This is a genomic window from Bradyrhizobium sp. 155 (genome assembly GCF_023101105.1).
Taxonomy (GTDB): Bacteria; Pseudomonadota; Alphaproteobacteria; order Rhizobiales; family Xanthobacteraceae; genus Bradyrhizobium; species Bradyrhizobium canariense_D.
The window spans coordinates 1437801-1452446 of record NZ_CP064704.1 but is presented as its reverse complement, the minus strand read 5'-3'; the positions used below and the strand labels follow the sequence as shown (position 1 = coordinate 1452446).

At 64.6% G+C, this 14646-nt stretch carries 14 protein-coding genes; 5 read left to right on the top strand and 9 right to left on the bottom strand.

Annotation, left to right across the window (positions count from 1 at the left end; all coding sequences use genetic code 11):
* Window positions 1-88: 88 nt before the first annotated feature.
* The gene (locus tag IVA93_RS07105; RefSeq protein ID WP_026232606.1) at window positions 89-709 is read right to left on the bottom strand and encodes a response regulator transcription factor; all 621 of its coding nucleotides are present in this window, start codon (window positions 707-709) and stop codon (window positions 89-91) included.
* Window positions 710-911: 202 nt separating this feature from the next.
* Here IVA93_RS07105 and IVA93_RS07100 point away from each other — a divergent pair, with 202 nt between their 5' ends.
* The gene (locus tag IVA93_RS07100; protein WP_018453840.1) at window positions 912-1928 is read left to right on the top strand and encodes an AraC family transcriptional regulator; all 1017 of its coding nucleotides are present in this window, start codon (window positions 912-914) and stop codon (window positions 1926-1928) included.
* Window positions 1929-1941: 13 nt separating this feature from the next.
* Here IVA93_RS07100 and IVA93_RS07095 read toward each other — a convergent pair whose 3' ends face one another.
* The 3 genes from IVA93_RS07095 to IVA93_RS07085 are packed head-to-tail and all read right to left on the bottom strand — an operon-like array spanning window position 1942 to window position 3973.
* Complete coding sequence (locus IVA93_RS07095; RefSeq protein WP_018453839.1) at window positions 1942-2577, bottom strand: GNAT family N-acetyltransferase; 636 nt, start codon at window positions 2575-2577, stop codon at window positions 1942-1944.
* A gap of 22 nt (window positions 2578-2599) precedes the next feature.
* Window positions 2600-3250, bottom strand: a complete 651-nt coding sequence (locus IVA93_RS07090; RefSeq protein ID WP_007596236.1) for a CoA transferase subunit B — start codon at window positions 3248-3250, stop codon at window positions 2600-2602.
* 15 nt (window positions 3251-3265) lie between these two features.
* Window positions 3266-3973: a CoA transferase subunit A gene (locus IVA93_RS07085; RefSeq protein WP_018453837.1), complete on the bottom strand. Its 708-nt coding sequence runs from the start codon at window positions 3971-3973 to the stop codon at window positions 3266-3268.
* A 289-nt stretch (window positions 3974-4262) separates the two neighbouring features.
* Here IVA93_RS07085 and IVA93_RS07080 point away from each other — a divergent pair, with 289 nt between their 5' ends.
* The 4 genes from IVA93_RS07080 (at window position 4263) to IVA93_RS07065 (ending at window position 9582) form a co-directional block, all read left to right on the top strand.
* Window positions 4263-6191, top strand: coding sequence for an AsmA family protein (locus IVA93_RS07080; RefSeq protein ID WP_026232605.1), 1929 nt, complete (start codon window positions 4263-4265; stop codon window positions 6189-6191).
* 208 nt (window positions 6192-6399) lie between these two features.
* A complete protein-coding gene (locus IVA93_RS07075) occupies window positions 6400-7785 on the top strand; it encodes an ABC transporter substrate-binding protein (protein WP_018453835.1) in 1386 nt (461 codons plus the stop codon).
* 76 nt (window positions 7786-7861) lie between these two features.
* A complete protein-coding gene (locus tag IVA93_RS07070) occupies window positions 7862-8734 on the top strand; it encodes a carbohydrate ABC transporter permease (RefSeq protein ID WP_018453834.1) in 873 nt (290 codons plus the stop codon).
* The gene (locus tag IVA93_RS07065) at window positions 8731-9582 is read left to right on the top strand and encodes a carbohydrate ABC transporter permease (RefSeq protein ID WP_018453833.1); all 852 of its coding nucleotides are present in this window, start codon (window positions 8731-8733) and stop codon (window positions 9580-9582) included. The genes IVA93_RS07070 and IVA93_RS07065 overlap by 4 nt, the downstream gene beginning before the upstream one ends.
* On the opposite strand, the gene IVA93_RS07060 is transcribed toward IVA93_RS07065, so the two are convergent.
* From IVA93_RS07060 to IVA93_RS07040, 5 genes are all read right to left on the bottom strand, one after another.
* Window positions 9557-10078: a DUF6622 family protein gene (locus IVA93_RS07060; RefSeq protein WP_018453832.1), complete on the bottom strand. Its 522-nt coding sequence runs from the start codon at window positions 10076-10078 to the stop codon at window positions 9557-9559. The two genes, IVA93_RS07065 and IVA93_RS07060, sit on opposite strands and share 26 nt — an antisense overlap.
* A 12-nt stretch (window positions 10079-10090) precedes the next feature.
* Window positions 10091-10903, bottom strand: coding sequence for an ABC transporter permease (locus IVA93_RS07055; RefSeq protein ID WP_018453831.1), 813 nt, complete (start codon window positions 10901-10903; stop codon window positions 10091-10093).
* A 4-nt stretch (window positions 10904-10907) separates the two neighbouring features.
* On the bottom strand, window positions 10908-11822 hold the full coding sequence (locus IVA93_RS07050) for an ABC transporter permease (RefSeq protein WP_018453830.1): 915 nt from the start codon (window positions 11820-11822) through the stop codon (window positions 10908-10910).
* Complete coding sequence (locus IVA93_RS07045) at window positions 11819-12988, bottom strand: ABC transporter ATP-binding protein (protein ID WP_026232604.1); 1170 nt, start codon at window positions 12986-12988, stop codon at window positions 11819-11821. Before IVA93_RS07045 ends, IVA93_RS07050 begins: the two co-directional genes overlap by 4 nt.
* A 75-nt stretch (window positions 12989-13063) precedes the next feature.
* Window positions 13064-14521 (bottom strand): glycerol-3-phosphate dehydrogenase, encoded by a 1458-nt coding sequence (locus tag IVA93_RS07040; RefSeq protein WP_026232603.1) that lies wholly within the window; start codon window positions 14519-14521, stop codon window positions 13064-13066.
* Window positions 14522-14646: the final 125 nt, after the last annotated feature.

Sequence of the window (14646 nt, the reverse complement as noted above, 5' to 3'; positions counted from 1 at the left end):
ACGGTTGGACGCGGCAGGGGAGGAACTGGTTCGATTGGGGTTTCCGTGGGGCGCCGCCGCGGCGGCAGCAAGGCCCGCGACGGAGCGCTTAATCCTGAGGGGTAGAACCCTGCGCGAAGATGCGGCGAAGCAGGTCCGTCACGTTCTTCGCACCGGCCTTCCTCAGAATGCCGGCGCGATAGCCCTCGACCGTGCGCGCGCTCAGATGCATGCGCCGGGCGATCTCCTTGTTGGTCAGGCCCGCGGCGAGATGCTCGAGCACGTCGCCTTCGCGCGCGGACAGGGGTTCGCAGCCGGGCAACCACCGCTGCCGGTTGGAGCCCGGCTGCGCGAACTCGTCGATGGCGGCATCGATCCGGTCGACGATGTCGCGGGTGCGGAACGGCTTCTCGATGAAGTCGGCCGCGCCGCTCCTGATGGCATCCACCGCCATGGCGATGCTGCCGTTTGTCGCGGTCACCAGCACCGGCGCCATGCAGTTTTCCTCGCGCAGGCGCTTGAGCACGTCGAGACCGGAGCGATCGGGCGGCATCTCCAGCAGCACGCAGGCCGGCATCCGCGCCTTGGCCTCCGAGAGCAGAGACGCGCCGTCGGCGAAGCAGATCACGTTGTATGCGCTTTGTTGAAGCGCGGTGGACAATTGTTCGCGGGAGGCGGCATCGGTGTCGATGACGAATACCTCACCCTTGGAAAGCATGTTCCCCGGCATAATTCCGATCCAGCAATGTCTTGGGTCAAATGGTCCGAGACGGCAGCGGGGCCTCGTCGCGCCGCGCCGTCATATGCACGGCATTCACGCCCGTGCTTCGGTTTTACTTATGTATGTTCCACCCGGTTCCCGGATTTGACGGATCGGGACAGAAACTTTACATTTCGGGACATCTGCGGGATGTCCGGCAGGAACGGGTCGCATGACCGACCTCATTCGCAGCGCGGGCTTGAGCTATTACCCGGAGGTCGCCCGGTCGGTCGGGCTCGACCCCAAACACATGATGCGCAAGGTCAGGCTGCCGCTGGCCTGCCTCGACAAGCCCGACACGCCCATTGCCGTCACCGGTCTCCGCCGTCTGCTCGAATTGTCGGCCGAGGCGTCCGGCGCCGAAGATTTCGGCTTGCGGCTTGCTGAACGCGGCGGGCTGACCAATTTCGGCGCGGTCGGCCTGATCGTGCGCGAACAGGCGACCGTTGGTGAAGCCATCGAAGCCTTCTCGCGCTTCATCCCGATCCATCACGACGGCATGAAGCTGGACGTCACCCGCAACAAGCAGACCGTGACCGTCACGCAGCACCTGCGCGGCCGGCAGCCGACCGCGCCGCGCCAGTCGATCGACATGGCGCTCGGCAGCGTCCACCGCATCATCCAGTCGCTGTTCGGCAGCGATTGGCGGCCGCAGGAAGTTCACCTGCATTACCCACCGCCGCTCGACCGCAAACGCTACCGCGAGTTCTACGGCTGCCGTGTGACCTTCAATGCGGAGGCCGATTCGATCCTGTTGTCGGCACACGACATGGAGCGCCGGATCCCGAGCGCGCATCCGCTGATCGCGAGCTATCTGCGCAAGCGGATCGAGGCGATCGAGACGCGGCCGGCAAGCTGGGAGGAGAAGGTCGACGAGGTCGTGCGTCTCCTGCTCGCCGGCGGCGACTGCACGGTCGAGCGCGTCGCCGAACACCTCGCCTGCACCCGGCGTACCATCCACCGCCACCTCGCCGAAGCCGGCACCAGCTTCTCGGCCATTCTCGACGCGCAGCGCGCCGATCTCGTGGTCCAGCTCATCGACGACCCCGGCCGGCCGCTGGCCGACATCGCCGTGCAGCTCGGCTTCTCCGCACAGAGCGCCATGGCCCGCTGGTTTCGCGGCCATTTCGGCTGCACCATCACCGCATGGCGCAAAGGCGCCCGGCCATTGGCGGCAACGGCGGCTTGATTTTCAAGACCGATCACATCACCCGCGCAAACATGCGAAAGCCCGGCGCACCGATGATCGCCTCGAAGGCAGGATCGCGCTTCTCCTCGGCAAGGACAAAGCCGGCCTTGGTATAAGCGCGCTCGGCGGGCTCGTTGCCGATCAGGAACGATATTGTCGCCCGTGCACATCCAGCCGCTCGCCCCTTCTCCAGCGCATGCGCGATCAGTGACTGCACCAGGCCGCGGCCGCGATAGGCGGGATCGGTCGCGACATGCTCGATCATCCAATCGCCTTCGCCGCCCTGAACCCAGCAGGCGCGGGTGTAGCCGCCGCGTTGACGGATGGCCTCCAGCTCTGCCGCGGCGATTCCGGACGCGGCTGCGACTTCCTCGATCGCACGCCAAGCCGCTGGTCCCGTGCCGGCCGCCGGTAGCGCACACAAGGCGGCAGCAGGCTTGCCATCGATCTCGGCGACCAGAAATTGCGAGACGTGCCACATCGACACCGCGCGAGCGGCTGCGACGTGCGCGATGAAATCGCGGCACTGTGTTTCAGGCCAACCGAGCGCAACGTCGAACCAGCCGCGCGGCCGGTAGCCGCGCTGCGATGAAAGGATGGTTTGTGCGATGAAATCGGCGTCTTCGGGACGCGCAGACCGTATCGTCATGCGCGCCCCCTTCGCGAAAACCTTACGTGTTCTTCAGTGCGACGCGAAATTCGGCCTCGGTCTTGGCCTTGACCTCGTCGAGCGAGACGCCGTCGGCGAGCTCGATCAGCGCCATGCCGCCGCTGCCGTGCTTGTCGATGGTGAAGACGGCCAGGTCAGTCACGACCATGTCGACCACGCGCTCGCCGGTCAGCGGCAAATTGCACTGCTTCAGGAGCTTTGGACCGTCCTTGGCCGAATGCTCCATCACCACGACCACGCGCTTGACGCCGGCGACGAGATCCATCGCGCCGCCCATGCCCTTGACCATCTTGCCGGGGATCATCCAGTTGGCGAGATCGCCGTTCTGGGCCACCTGCATGGCGCCGAGGATCGACAGATCCATGTGGCCGCCACGGATCATGCCGAAGGAATCCGCGCTCGAGAAATACGAAGTCGACGGCAGTTCGCTCACGGTCTGCTTGCCGGCGTTGATGAGATCGGCGTCCTCTTCGCCCTCGTACGGGAACGGGCCCATGCCGAGCATGCCGTTCTCGCTCTGAAGGCTGACGTCCATGCCGTCCGGGATGTAGTTCGAGACCAGCGTCGGAATGCCGATGCCGAGATTGACGTAATAGCCGTCACGCAGTTCCTTCGCGGCGCGCGCAGCCATCTGTTCACGGGTCCAGGCCATCTTAGTCTCCTGATCTCAAGCTGCCGTGCGCGGGCGGGTGTTGCGGAATTCGATGCGCTTCTTGGCCGTTCCGACCTCGACGATGCGCTTGACGAAAAGACCGGGCGTGTGGATGTGGTCGGGATTGAGTTCACCGGCCGGAACCAGATGCTCGACCTCGGCCACCGTGACCCTGGCGGCGGTCGCCATCATCGGGTTAAAGTTGCGCGCGGTCTTGCGATAGATGAGGTTACCTGCGGTGTCGCCCTTCCAGGCGTGGACGATGGCGAGGTCGGCGAACAGGCCGCGCTCCATCAGGTATTTCTGTCCGTCGAATTCTTTCACTTCCTTGCCTTCGGCGATCAGCGTGCCGACGCCGGTCTTGGTGTAGAAGGCCGGAATGCCGGCGCCGCCCGCGCGGATGCGCTCGGCCAGCGTGCCCTGCGGATTGAATTCGAGTTCCAGCTCGCCGGCGAGGAATTGCTGGGCGAACAGCTTGTTCTCCCCGACATAGGACGAGATCATCTTCTTGATCTGGCGGGTTTCGAGCAGGCGGCTGAGGCCAATGCCGTCGACGCCGGCATTGTTTGAGACCACCGTCAGGTCCTTGACGCCGGAGTCGCGGATCGCGTCCGACAGCGTCTCGGCGATGCCGCAGAGGCCGAAGCCGCCCGACATAATCATCATGCCGTCTTTCAGAACGCCCTCGAGAGCCGACTTGGCGTCGGGATAGACCTTGTTCATGCAAATTACCTTCGAGTGAACCTTCGGCTTGCAGGCGTCGCGCCTTAGTGGCGGCGATTATTAGGCGAAATCGTCCGAAGCCGTCAATGATACGGGGTTCTCCGCTCCGCCCCCGGGTGATAGAAGCTGCCCAAGCCGTGGGCGCAACCGTTCCCGCGGCCTTGAAAGCGACAAGAAAACCCATCAAGTTGCGGCACTTAACACAATAGGTCTTGGGCGTGGGGCGCGCAGGTTTCCCAGCCCGCCTTCTGGCTCCAGCGACCAACTCGATCAGGACATGCCATTGACCATGGCCCAAGGAATGAAGCGCCTCGGGACGCCGATCGCGGCGCTGCTCGGCGTGGCGCTGATCGCCCTGATCGCGACCTCATGGCTCATCAACCGCGACGCACTGCGCAAGGCCGTGGAAACGCAGATCCGCGACGTCACCGGACTCGAGGTCAACGTCGCAGGCGCGATCGACATTTCGGTGCTGCCGGCAAGCTACATCTCCTTCCATGACGTCGGGCTGAAGGGCGGCGGCACCAGCGATCCCGCGCTCCATGTCGACGTTCTCACCGCGAACCTGCGGCTGCTGCCGCTGCTGCTGCAACGGTTCGAGATCGCCGACCTGACGCTGCTGCGGCCGCGCATCCATGTCAGCCTGAAGCCGGACGGTGAAAGCAACTGGACACCGTTCATCCAGACCATCGCGCGCACCATGAAGCCTGGCGCCGAGAATCAAGTGTCGTTCTCCGAGATCCGGATCCAGGACGGCGTGCTCAATTACGAGGACGCCGCCACGCACGGCACCGAGAAGCTCGAGGACGTCGACCTGTCGCTGGCCTGGCCCTCGATCTCGCGCTCCTTCGCTGCGACCGGACAATTCGACTGGCGGGGCGAACGGGTCGACGGCTCGATCAGCTTTTCCGATTTCGTCGCCGCCCTCTCCGGCGAGCGCTCGGGGTTGAAGGCGCGGATCGCGAGCGCACCGCTCAAGCTCGCCTTCGACGGCAGCGTCGCCAATCGCACCAGCCCGATGATGGAGGGTACGCTCACCATCGACAGCCCGTCCTTGCGCAACGCGCTGCGCTGGACCGGCCAGCCGCAGCCCGCCAGCGGCGGCTTCGGCCGTTTCGCGCTGAAGGCGCGGGCCAATGTCGTCGGCGCGTCGATCGCGCTCACCAACGTCAATGTCGAGCTCGACGGCAACACCGCCGAGGGCGTGATGACCTACGCCAATAACGGCCGGCAGACGCTGCAGGCGACGCTCGCAGCCGACGCGCTCGACTTCACCCCCTATATCTCGACTTTCCGCCTGCTCGCGAGCGGCGCGCGCGACTGGAACAGGCAGCTGTTCGATCTCAACGCCTTGTCGACCACCGACCTCGACATGCGCCTGTCGGCCGCCAAGCTGACGGTCGGGACGTCGAAACTCGGCCGCACCGCGATCGGCGCGAATCTCCGCAACGGCACGCTGGCGCTCTCGGTCGGCGAGGCCCAGGTCTATGGCGGCATCGCCAAGGGCTCGTTCGGCATCGCGCGCTCCGACACCGTCGCCGACATCAAGGCGCAATTCCAGTTCACCGACGTCGACCTTCAGGCCTGCGCCTCCGAGCTGTTCGGCATCAACAAGCTGTCCGGGCGCGGCAACATCAACGTCTCGCTCCTCGCGTCCGGCTCGAGCCCGTTCGGCCTCGTGCAGTCGCTCGACGGCAGCGCCACAGTGACCGGGCATGACGGCGCGATCGCGGGCTTCAATGCCGAGCAGCTCCTGAAGCGGCTCGAGCGGCGGCCGCTGTCCGGCGGCGGCAATTTCCGCAACGGCTCTACCCCTTACGACAATCTCACCATCGCGGTGAAGTTCTCCGACGGCGTCGCCACCGCCGAGGACATCCGCGTCGAAGGACCGGCGGCGAAGATCACCATGACCGGTACCGCCTCGGTGCCGACGCGCGAATACGACATGAAGGGCGTGGCCAGCCTCAACAGCGCGTCGGGGTTCGAATTGCCCTTCGTGGTGCAGGGCCCCTGGGACGACCCCCTCGTCTTCCCCGATCCGGAAAGCCTGATCCGCCGTTCGCCGGCCTCTGCGCCCCTGCTCGACATGCTGAAAGACCGCAAGCCGGGCGACGCGGTGCGCTCCGCGATTGAGCGCATCACCGGCACCGGAAAACGTCCCGCACCGGCCGAAGCGCCGACGGCGGAGAACGCCAAGGAAGGCGCGAAGTCCAATTAAGGACGGCGATCAAGCGGCGCCAGCAGATCGGCGCGAATTGATCAGGGCGAATTGATGCGGCGATTGGATCGATGCGCACATTAAGCATCTCCTCTCGCCCGACACCCCACGACCTATGTCTGACAAGAAGCCGCTAGATCGGATAGCGGCCATGCGCTAGTGTTTTATACGACCGGTTAAAAACACCGGCCGTTTGAGGGAGAAAAACGTGAAATCCAAGGTTATTGGCGCAGTATCACTGGCGGTCGCTGCGGCCGGGCTGTTTGCAGCCGCTGCACCCGCATTTGCGCAGCAGAAGACGATTACGGTCTGGTGGGGCAAGGGCTTCTACCGCTCCGAAGACGACGCGCTGCTCGAGACAATCAAGAAGTTCGAAGCCAAGACCGGCATCAAGGTCGAATTGTCGCAGTACGCGATCCAGGACATGATTCCGAAGACGGTCGCCGCACTCGATTCAGGCACCGTGCCCGATGTTGCCTATTCCGACACCTACGACGTGCAGGTCCAGGGCAAGTGGGCCTACGAAGGCAGGCTCGAGGACCTCTCAGACATCATGGAGCCGATCAAGGATCGGTTCGTGCAGAACACGCTGGATGCGTCGATCCTCTATAACGACGTCACCAAGAAGAAGGCCTATTACGGCTTCCCGCTGAAGCAGCAGAGCATGCATGTCGAGATCTGGAACGACATGCTTGAGAAGGCCGGCTTCAAGCTCGCCGACATCCCGACCGACTGGGAAGGCTACTGGACGTTCTGGTGCGACAAGGTGCAACCGGGGATCCGCAAGGCGACCGGCCAGCGCGTCTACGGCGTCGGCCAGCCGATGGGCGTGGAATCCACCGACGCTTTCCAGTCGTTCTACACCTTCATGGATGCCTATCACGTCAAGCTGGTCGACGACGACGGCAAGCTTACGGTCGACGATCCCAAGGTCCGGGAGAACCTGATCAAGGCGATGAAGGACTACACCGACACCTACATCAAGGGCTGCACCCCGCCGTCCTCGACGACCTGGAAGGATCCCGACAACAACGTCGCGTTCCACAACAAGACCATCGTGATGACCCACAACTTCACGATCTCGATCGCGGCGAAGTGGTTCGAGGATTCCCAGAACCAGACGCTCACGCCCGAGCAGCGCGAAGCCGGCAAGAAGGCCTATGGCGAGGACATCATCACCGCGTCCTTCCCGAAGGCTCCGGACGGTTCGACGATCCGCTACCGCTCGGACGTCAAGACCGGGCTGGTCTTCTCCGTGGCCAAGAACAAGGCCGAGGCCAAGCAGTTCATCGCCTTCCTGCTCCAGGAAGAGAACGTCCGCCCCTATATCGAGGGTGCGCTCGGCCGCTGGTTCCCGGTGACGAAGGAAAGCCAAGAGAGCCCGTTCTGGCAGGCTGACCGGCATCGCAAGGCGGTCTACTCGCAGTTCAAGGGCGGCACCGCCGCGTTCGACTTCACCAAGAACTGGAAGTTCACCATCCTGAACAACGAGAACGTCTGGGCCAAGGCGATGAACCGCGTGGTCAGCGAGAAGGTGCCGGTGGACAAGGCGGTCGACGAGCTGATCGCCCGCATCAAGGCGGTCGCGGGCTGATCTCGGACTGCAATAAGGTATATGCTAATACCGGTCGCGGCTCTCCGCGACCGGTTGCTTTCGGTGGGTATGCGATATGGCGATCACACTTTCCGGCTCAGACACAATTCCGGCCCCTCCCCTGTCGGCGCGCCTGACCACGCAGCAGGTCTGGGGCATCTTGCTGCTTGTGCCCTATCTACTCGTCTTCCTGGCCTTCGTCGTCTATCCCGTCGGCTACGGCCTGTGGCTGGCGCGCAGTCCGGCGAACTATGTCGCGCTGTACAACGACCCGATCTTCGCGCGCGCCGCGGTCAACACGCTGATCTTCCTGGTCATCGGCATCAACGTGAAGATGCTGATCGCGCTGTTCCTGTCCGGCTTCTTCGCCCAGCAGCGCCCCTGGATCAAATGGCTGTCGGTGATCTTCATCCTGCCCTGGGCGGTGCCGTCGATCCCGACCATCCTGTCGGTCCGCTTCATGCTCAATCCCGAATGGGGCATGGTCAACCATTTCATCTTCTCTCTCACCGGCGATGACGGGCCGAACTGGCTGAACGATCCGACGGTCGCGCTGACCATGGCGATCGCCGTGCATATCTGGAAGTCGCTGCCGTTCTGGACGCTGATCCTGCTGACCGGGCGGCTCGCGATCCCGCAGGATCTGTACGAGGCGTCCGAGGTCGACGGCGCCAGTCCGTGGCAGAAATTCCGCTTCATCACCTGGCCGTCGATGCAGATGCTCTACGTCACCTGCACGCTGCTCTCGATGATCTGGACGCTCGGCGACTTCAACAGCGTCTATCTGCTCACTGGCGGCGGGCCGGCCGACCTCACGCACGTGCTGTCGACACTCGGCATCCGCTATCTCCGGCTCGACCAGCTCTCGCTTGCGATGGCCTCTATCGTCTGCGCGATACCGCTCGTGCTGCCGCTGATATACTTCATGATGAAACGGTTGTCGCGATGAAGCTTCCCACCCTCCGCGAAGTTGGCACCGAAGCCAAGCTCCTGCTGATCGGCATCCCGGTCTTCATCTGGACCATGATTCCGATCTACCACATGTTCCTGTTCGCGATCTCGCCCAAGGAGGACGCGTTCTCGGGCAAGCTGTGGCCGGATCATCCGACGCTGCACAACTTTCACATCGTGTTCTACCAGGAGCACTATTTCCTGCGAGACTTCTGGATCCAGTTCTGGAACTCGACGGTGATCGCGCTGGCCGCAGGCGCGCTGACCTTGTTCGTCGCGACCGCCGCCGCATTCTCGATCTCGCGGCTTAAGGCGCCGGGCGGCCGCTGGGTGATGAATCTCGCGCTGTTCACCTACTTCATCCCGGCGGCGTTCCTCGCCGTGCCGATGTACCGCACCATGGGCAACTACGGCCTGCTCAACAATCACTGGTCGCTGATCCTGGCGATGGTGACAATCGCTTCGCCTTACGCGATCTGGGTGCTGAAGCAGGCGTCCGACAAGCTGCCGGTCGAGCTCGACGAGGCCGCCGTGATGGACGGCGCGACCACGCTGCAGCTGTTCCGCCTGGTCTATGTGCCGCTGATGATGCCCTCGCTGGTCGCGATCGGCACCTATGCCGTGCTGCTGGCCTGGAACGAATATCTCTACGCGTTCCTGCTCTTGTCCAAGGACACCGATATCACGCTGCCGGTCGCGCTCGGCAACTTCCTCGCCGCCGACGACTCGCCGTGGGAGCTGTTGATGACCACCGGCTTCATCTACGCGCTGCCGCCGGCCGCGGTCTATTACGCCTTCAAGCGCTACATGGTGGGCGGGCTCACGGCCGGTGCGGTGAAGTCCTGAGATCCACGGCGCGCTTTCTTTGGTAGGCAACCAGCAGCGCGATCATCGAGCCGATGAAATAGCCCGCGGTCGCGCCCGAAATCGCGCGGCCGACGACGAGTGCGAGTGCACGGTCGCTCGCATCGACCGCCGAGATCACGCCGACCGCATACTGCAGAGAGAATATGACGAGGTTGCGGATCAGCGCAAAGGCGCCACCCGCGCGGATGATCTCGCCTGTCTTGTGATCGACGTCGAACGGACGCGACGTTAATACGCCGATCGGCAACAACACCAATGCGGCCCCGCCCCAGGCAACCAGCGGCCACGCGCTATCCTGATGTCCGAAGCCAATCCGCGAAATGCCCCAGACGATGAATACGATCGGAACGATCAGCGCACGCCAGATCGGCGTCTTGCGCGGCTGCATCGCCTTGATGCCCTGCCAGACCAGATAGGCGAGCAAGGTCCAGACCCAGAGCGGCGTATGCACCAGGACCTGATAGGCAAACGTCATCATCGCCTCCCGTTATAGCGGCGCCGCGCTCTCGCCCTGCGAGCTCGACAGTTTCGAGGCGAGCGAGGCGATGACGATGACAACAGCAATCAAGGCGATCACCAGCGTGCAGATCGCGTTGATCTCGGGCTTCACTCCGAGCCGCACTTCCGAATAGATCCGGATCGGCAGCGTCGCCGAGCCGGGGCCGGTGGTGAAGCTCGCGATCACGAGATCGTCCAGCGACAGCGTGAAGGCGAGCATCCAGCCCGCGACGATCGCAGGCGCGATCAGCGGCAGCGTTACGGCCACGAACGCGCGCAGGGGGTCGTAGCCGAGATCCATCGCGGCCTCTTCCAAGGAGCGGTCGAGCGAGCCGAGGCGGGACTGCACGACGACGGCGACGAAGCACATCGTCAGCGTGGTATGGGCGATCGTCACCGTCCAGAAGCCGCGCTCCGCGTTTAGCGCCACGAACAGCAGCAGCAGCGACAGTCCGGTGATCACCTCCGGCATCACCAGCGGCGCATAGAGCATGCCGGAGAACAGGGTGCGGCCGCGAAACCGCTCGCCGCGCGACAGCGCCACGGCGGCGAGCGTGCCGATCAGGGTCGCAATGGTTGCCGACGAAACCGCGACGCGCAGGCTCATCCAGGCCGCCTCGATCATGGCGCGGTCATTGAAGAACTCGTGATACCAGCGCAGCGACCAGCCACCCCACACCGTCACCAGCCGCGAGGCATTGAAGGAATAGATCACGAGGATCAGGATCGGCAGATAGAGGAAGGCCAGACCCAGCGAAAGCGAGGCGACGTTGAAGCGGGACAGACGGGAGACCTTGCGCATCGCCTCACCGCCCCTGTTCCAGCTGCCGCTTCTGCAGCCGTTCGTACAGCAGCAGCGGGACCAGCAGCACCACCAACAACACGATGGCCGCGGCGGAGGCGACCGGCCAGTCCTTGTTAGTGAAGAATTCGAGCCACAAGGTCTGGCCGATCATCAGCGCATTGGAGCCGGCCAGGAGATCCGGAATGACGAACTCGCCGACGATGGGGATGAAGCACAGCAGCACGCCGGCGCCGACGCCGGGCAGCGACAGCGGGAAGGTGACGAGCCAGAACACCTGCCAGCGCGGCGCGCCGAGATCGGAGGCGGCCTCCTCCAGCACCGGCTCCATTTTGGCCAGCGTGGCGTAGAGCGGCAGGATCATGAACGGCAGGTAGGAATAGACGATGCCGATATACATCGCGCTGTCGGTGGAGAGCCACACCACGGGCTGACTAACCAGATGCAGCGCCAGCAGTATCTGGTTGAGCAGGCCGTCGTGCTGGAGGATGTTGATCCAGGCATAGATCCGGATCAGGAACGAGGTCCAGAACGGCACGATCACCAGCACCATCGCCACGGCCTGCCAGCGCGCCGGCAGCCGCGCCATGCCGTAGGCGATGGGATAGCCGATCAGGAGCAACAGCGCGGTCGCGGTGACGGCGACGGTGAGGCTACGCACATAGGCGAACACGTAGATATCGTCGGAGACGAGCAGCCTGAAATTGTCGATCGACAGCGCGGCAAAGGCGGCCTTCAGCGCCCCCCATCCCGCCATCAGGTCGAACACCGGCTCGTAAGGCGGCTGCGCGATCGCCGTCTGCGACAGGCTGATCTTCAGCACGAAGCCGAACGGCACCAGGAAGAACAGCACCATCCAGACATAGGGCGCGATCGCGGCAAAGTGAGCCGGTCGCGCAAAAATGCGGCGCCCGCTCATGACGGCAGCACCACGCAGTCGTCGGGCGTGAACCAGGCGACGACAGGCTGGCCCACGCTGTAGGCGTCGACGTCAAGGCGCGCGCTGTTGGCGACCGACGCCTGCACCGTCCCGCCGGCCTCGAGCTTCACCTTGTAAGTGGTGGTGCCGCCGAGATAGCAGATGTCGGCGATCACGCCGTCCAGCTGGTTGATCGCCGTCTCATGACCGGCCTCCCTCGCCGGCCCACGGCGCGACAGCTTGACCTTCTCGGGGCGGATCGCAACCGATAATCTGACCTCACCGAACGGCTCGCGCGGCTCCGCCACCACCAGCGGTCCCGCATCGCGCGTGCCTATGACCAGACGATGACCGTCGCGCAATTTGGACTTGGCGTCGAACAGGTTGATGTCGCCGACAAACTCCGCGATCCAGCGCGAGCGTGGCGCCTCGTAGAGTTCGCGGGGACTCGCGACCTGCGCCAGCCTGCCGTCCCTCATCACGCCGATCCGGCTCGCCATCGTCATCGCCTCTTCCTGGTCGTGGGTGACGATGATGAAGGTCATGCCGAGCCGGCGCTGAAGCTCCATCAGTTCGCCTTGGGTGCTTTCGCGCAGCTTCTTGTCCAGCGCTGCGAGCGGCTCATCGAGCAGAAGGAGCTGCGGGCGTCGCGCCAGTGCACGCGCCAACGCCACGCGCTGGCGCTGTCCCCCGGAGAGCTGGTCGGGCTTGCGCTTCTCGAGTCCGTCGAGCTTCACCAGCGCAACCATCTCCGCCACACGCGTGGCGATGTCTGCGCGCGCCATACCGGCGCGCTTCAGGCCGAAGGCGATGTTGTCGCGCACCGACAGGTGCGGAAACAGCGCGTAGTTCTGGAACATCATGTTGATCGGCCGCTCATGCGGCAGCGCCTGCGCGATGTCCTTGCCGCCGAGCAGAATGCGCCCTTGATCCGGCGCTTCGAAACCGGCGAGCATGCGCAGAAGCGTGGTCTTGCCGCAGCCGCTGGGCCCGAGCAGCGCAAAGAACTCGCCGGCCTTGATGTCGAGCGAGACGCCATCGACGGCCCGGAACGTCCCGAACGTCTTGGCGACGCCCTCGATGCGCAGCAACGGCTCGCCGGCCGCGAGCTGCGTCTCTCCGACCGCAGCCGCAGCCGCGTCTGTTCTGGGCAACTCGTCAGTCATGGTTCCTGCCAACCCCAATCAAGCCGCACGCTAGCGGCCGATCGTCCCTCACTCAACCGGTTAGAGGCCGTTCGTTCACGCATTCGCCATGAACGCAGCCAGCGCATTGCATTCCCCCGCTGACATCGTCAGGCCGAGCTTGGAGCGGCGCCACAGGATGTCCTCGGGAAAACGCGCCCATTCGTGGGTCATGAGATAGCGCACCTCGGCCCCGGTCAGTTCGGGACCGAAGGCGGGGCCGAGATCGTCCCGGGTCTTCGCCTCGGCAAGCACAGCCGATAGCCGCGAGCCATAGGCCGCGACGAGGCGTTGGGCCTGCGCCTCCGAGAGAAAGCGCCAGCGGTCACGCGCAAGATCGACCTCGGTGTCGAAACGATCCCAGGCAAAATCTCCGCCCGGCAGCGCCGCGCCTGCGGTCCAGGGCGGCGACATCGGATAGAACGGCGTCAACTTCGTCACCGCGCGCTCCGCCCGCAGGCGCGAGGTGGTGACGTCACCGCCAAACATCGTGATCAGCGGCGCCTTGCGCCGTCGCGCGTCGAACAGCGTCGTGCCATCACGCCCGCGCGCGGACGCCAGCGTCAGGTTGACGCCGGAGACCGCGCGCACCACGTCGGTCGGGGCAACGCGCTCGCGGAAATAGCGACTGGCCGCTTCGCAGAGATAGCTGACGTCGGCCCCCCGCATCGCGACGATCGCAGGATCGCCGGTGAAATCGTGCGTGACTGTTCCAATCAGTGTGAAATCGCGCGCGATAGGACTCGCGAAGATCAGCCGGCCATCGCTGTTCTGGAAGACGTAGACGTTATCGGAATCGAACAATCGCGGGACGATGATCTGGCTCATCTGCATCGCCGCCACGGCGGGTTGCGGCTGCCGCAGCACGGTCTCGGCGACCATCGACGTCCAGCCGCCGGTGGCGTTGGCCAGTGCCCGGGCCGTGATCGTGCGACGATGGCCGCGGTCGACCACCGCGAGCCGCCATGTGTCGGTTCGATCGGCGCGCACACAGCGCGCTCCAGTCCGAATCACGGCGCCGCGCTCGGCCGCATCCAGTGCCGTGAGCACCACCAGTCGGGAATCGTCGACGACGCAATCCGAATATTCGAAGGCCGTGCCGAATGGTCGTTTCAGCGCGTTGCCGACCGGATGATGCGTGATGTCGAGGGTCGCCGTTGCAGGCAGGCCGCTCCGGCTGGTGAGGCTGTCGTAGAGGAGCAGGCCGACGCGCAGCAGCCATGGTGGGCGCTCGTCGGAATGCGCCGGGATCACGAAGCGCATCGGCCGAACCAGATGCGGCGCGATCCGGAGCCAGATCCGGCGCTCAGCGAGCGCCCGGCGCACCCGGCGGAAGCCGCGCCGTTCCAGAACCGACAGGTCGCCGTGGATCAGCCGCGGCGTTGCCGACGACGCCGCGCCGCCCAGATCGCCCTGCTCCAACAGGATGACCCGCAGGCCGCGGCCGGCGGCATCGCGCGCGAGGCTGACACCGTTCAGGCCGCCGCCGATGATCGCAAAATCGTAATCCGCCATGAAGCCGTCGAATGGGAGCGAAACGCTCGCCATCTCTAGAGCCATTTCCCTTCCGATGAAATCGGAACGGGGCTCTAGATTCTGGTTTGGCGCGTTCTCTTGACGCGAACCCGCATCCGCTGCGC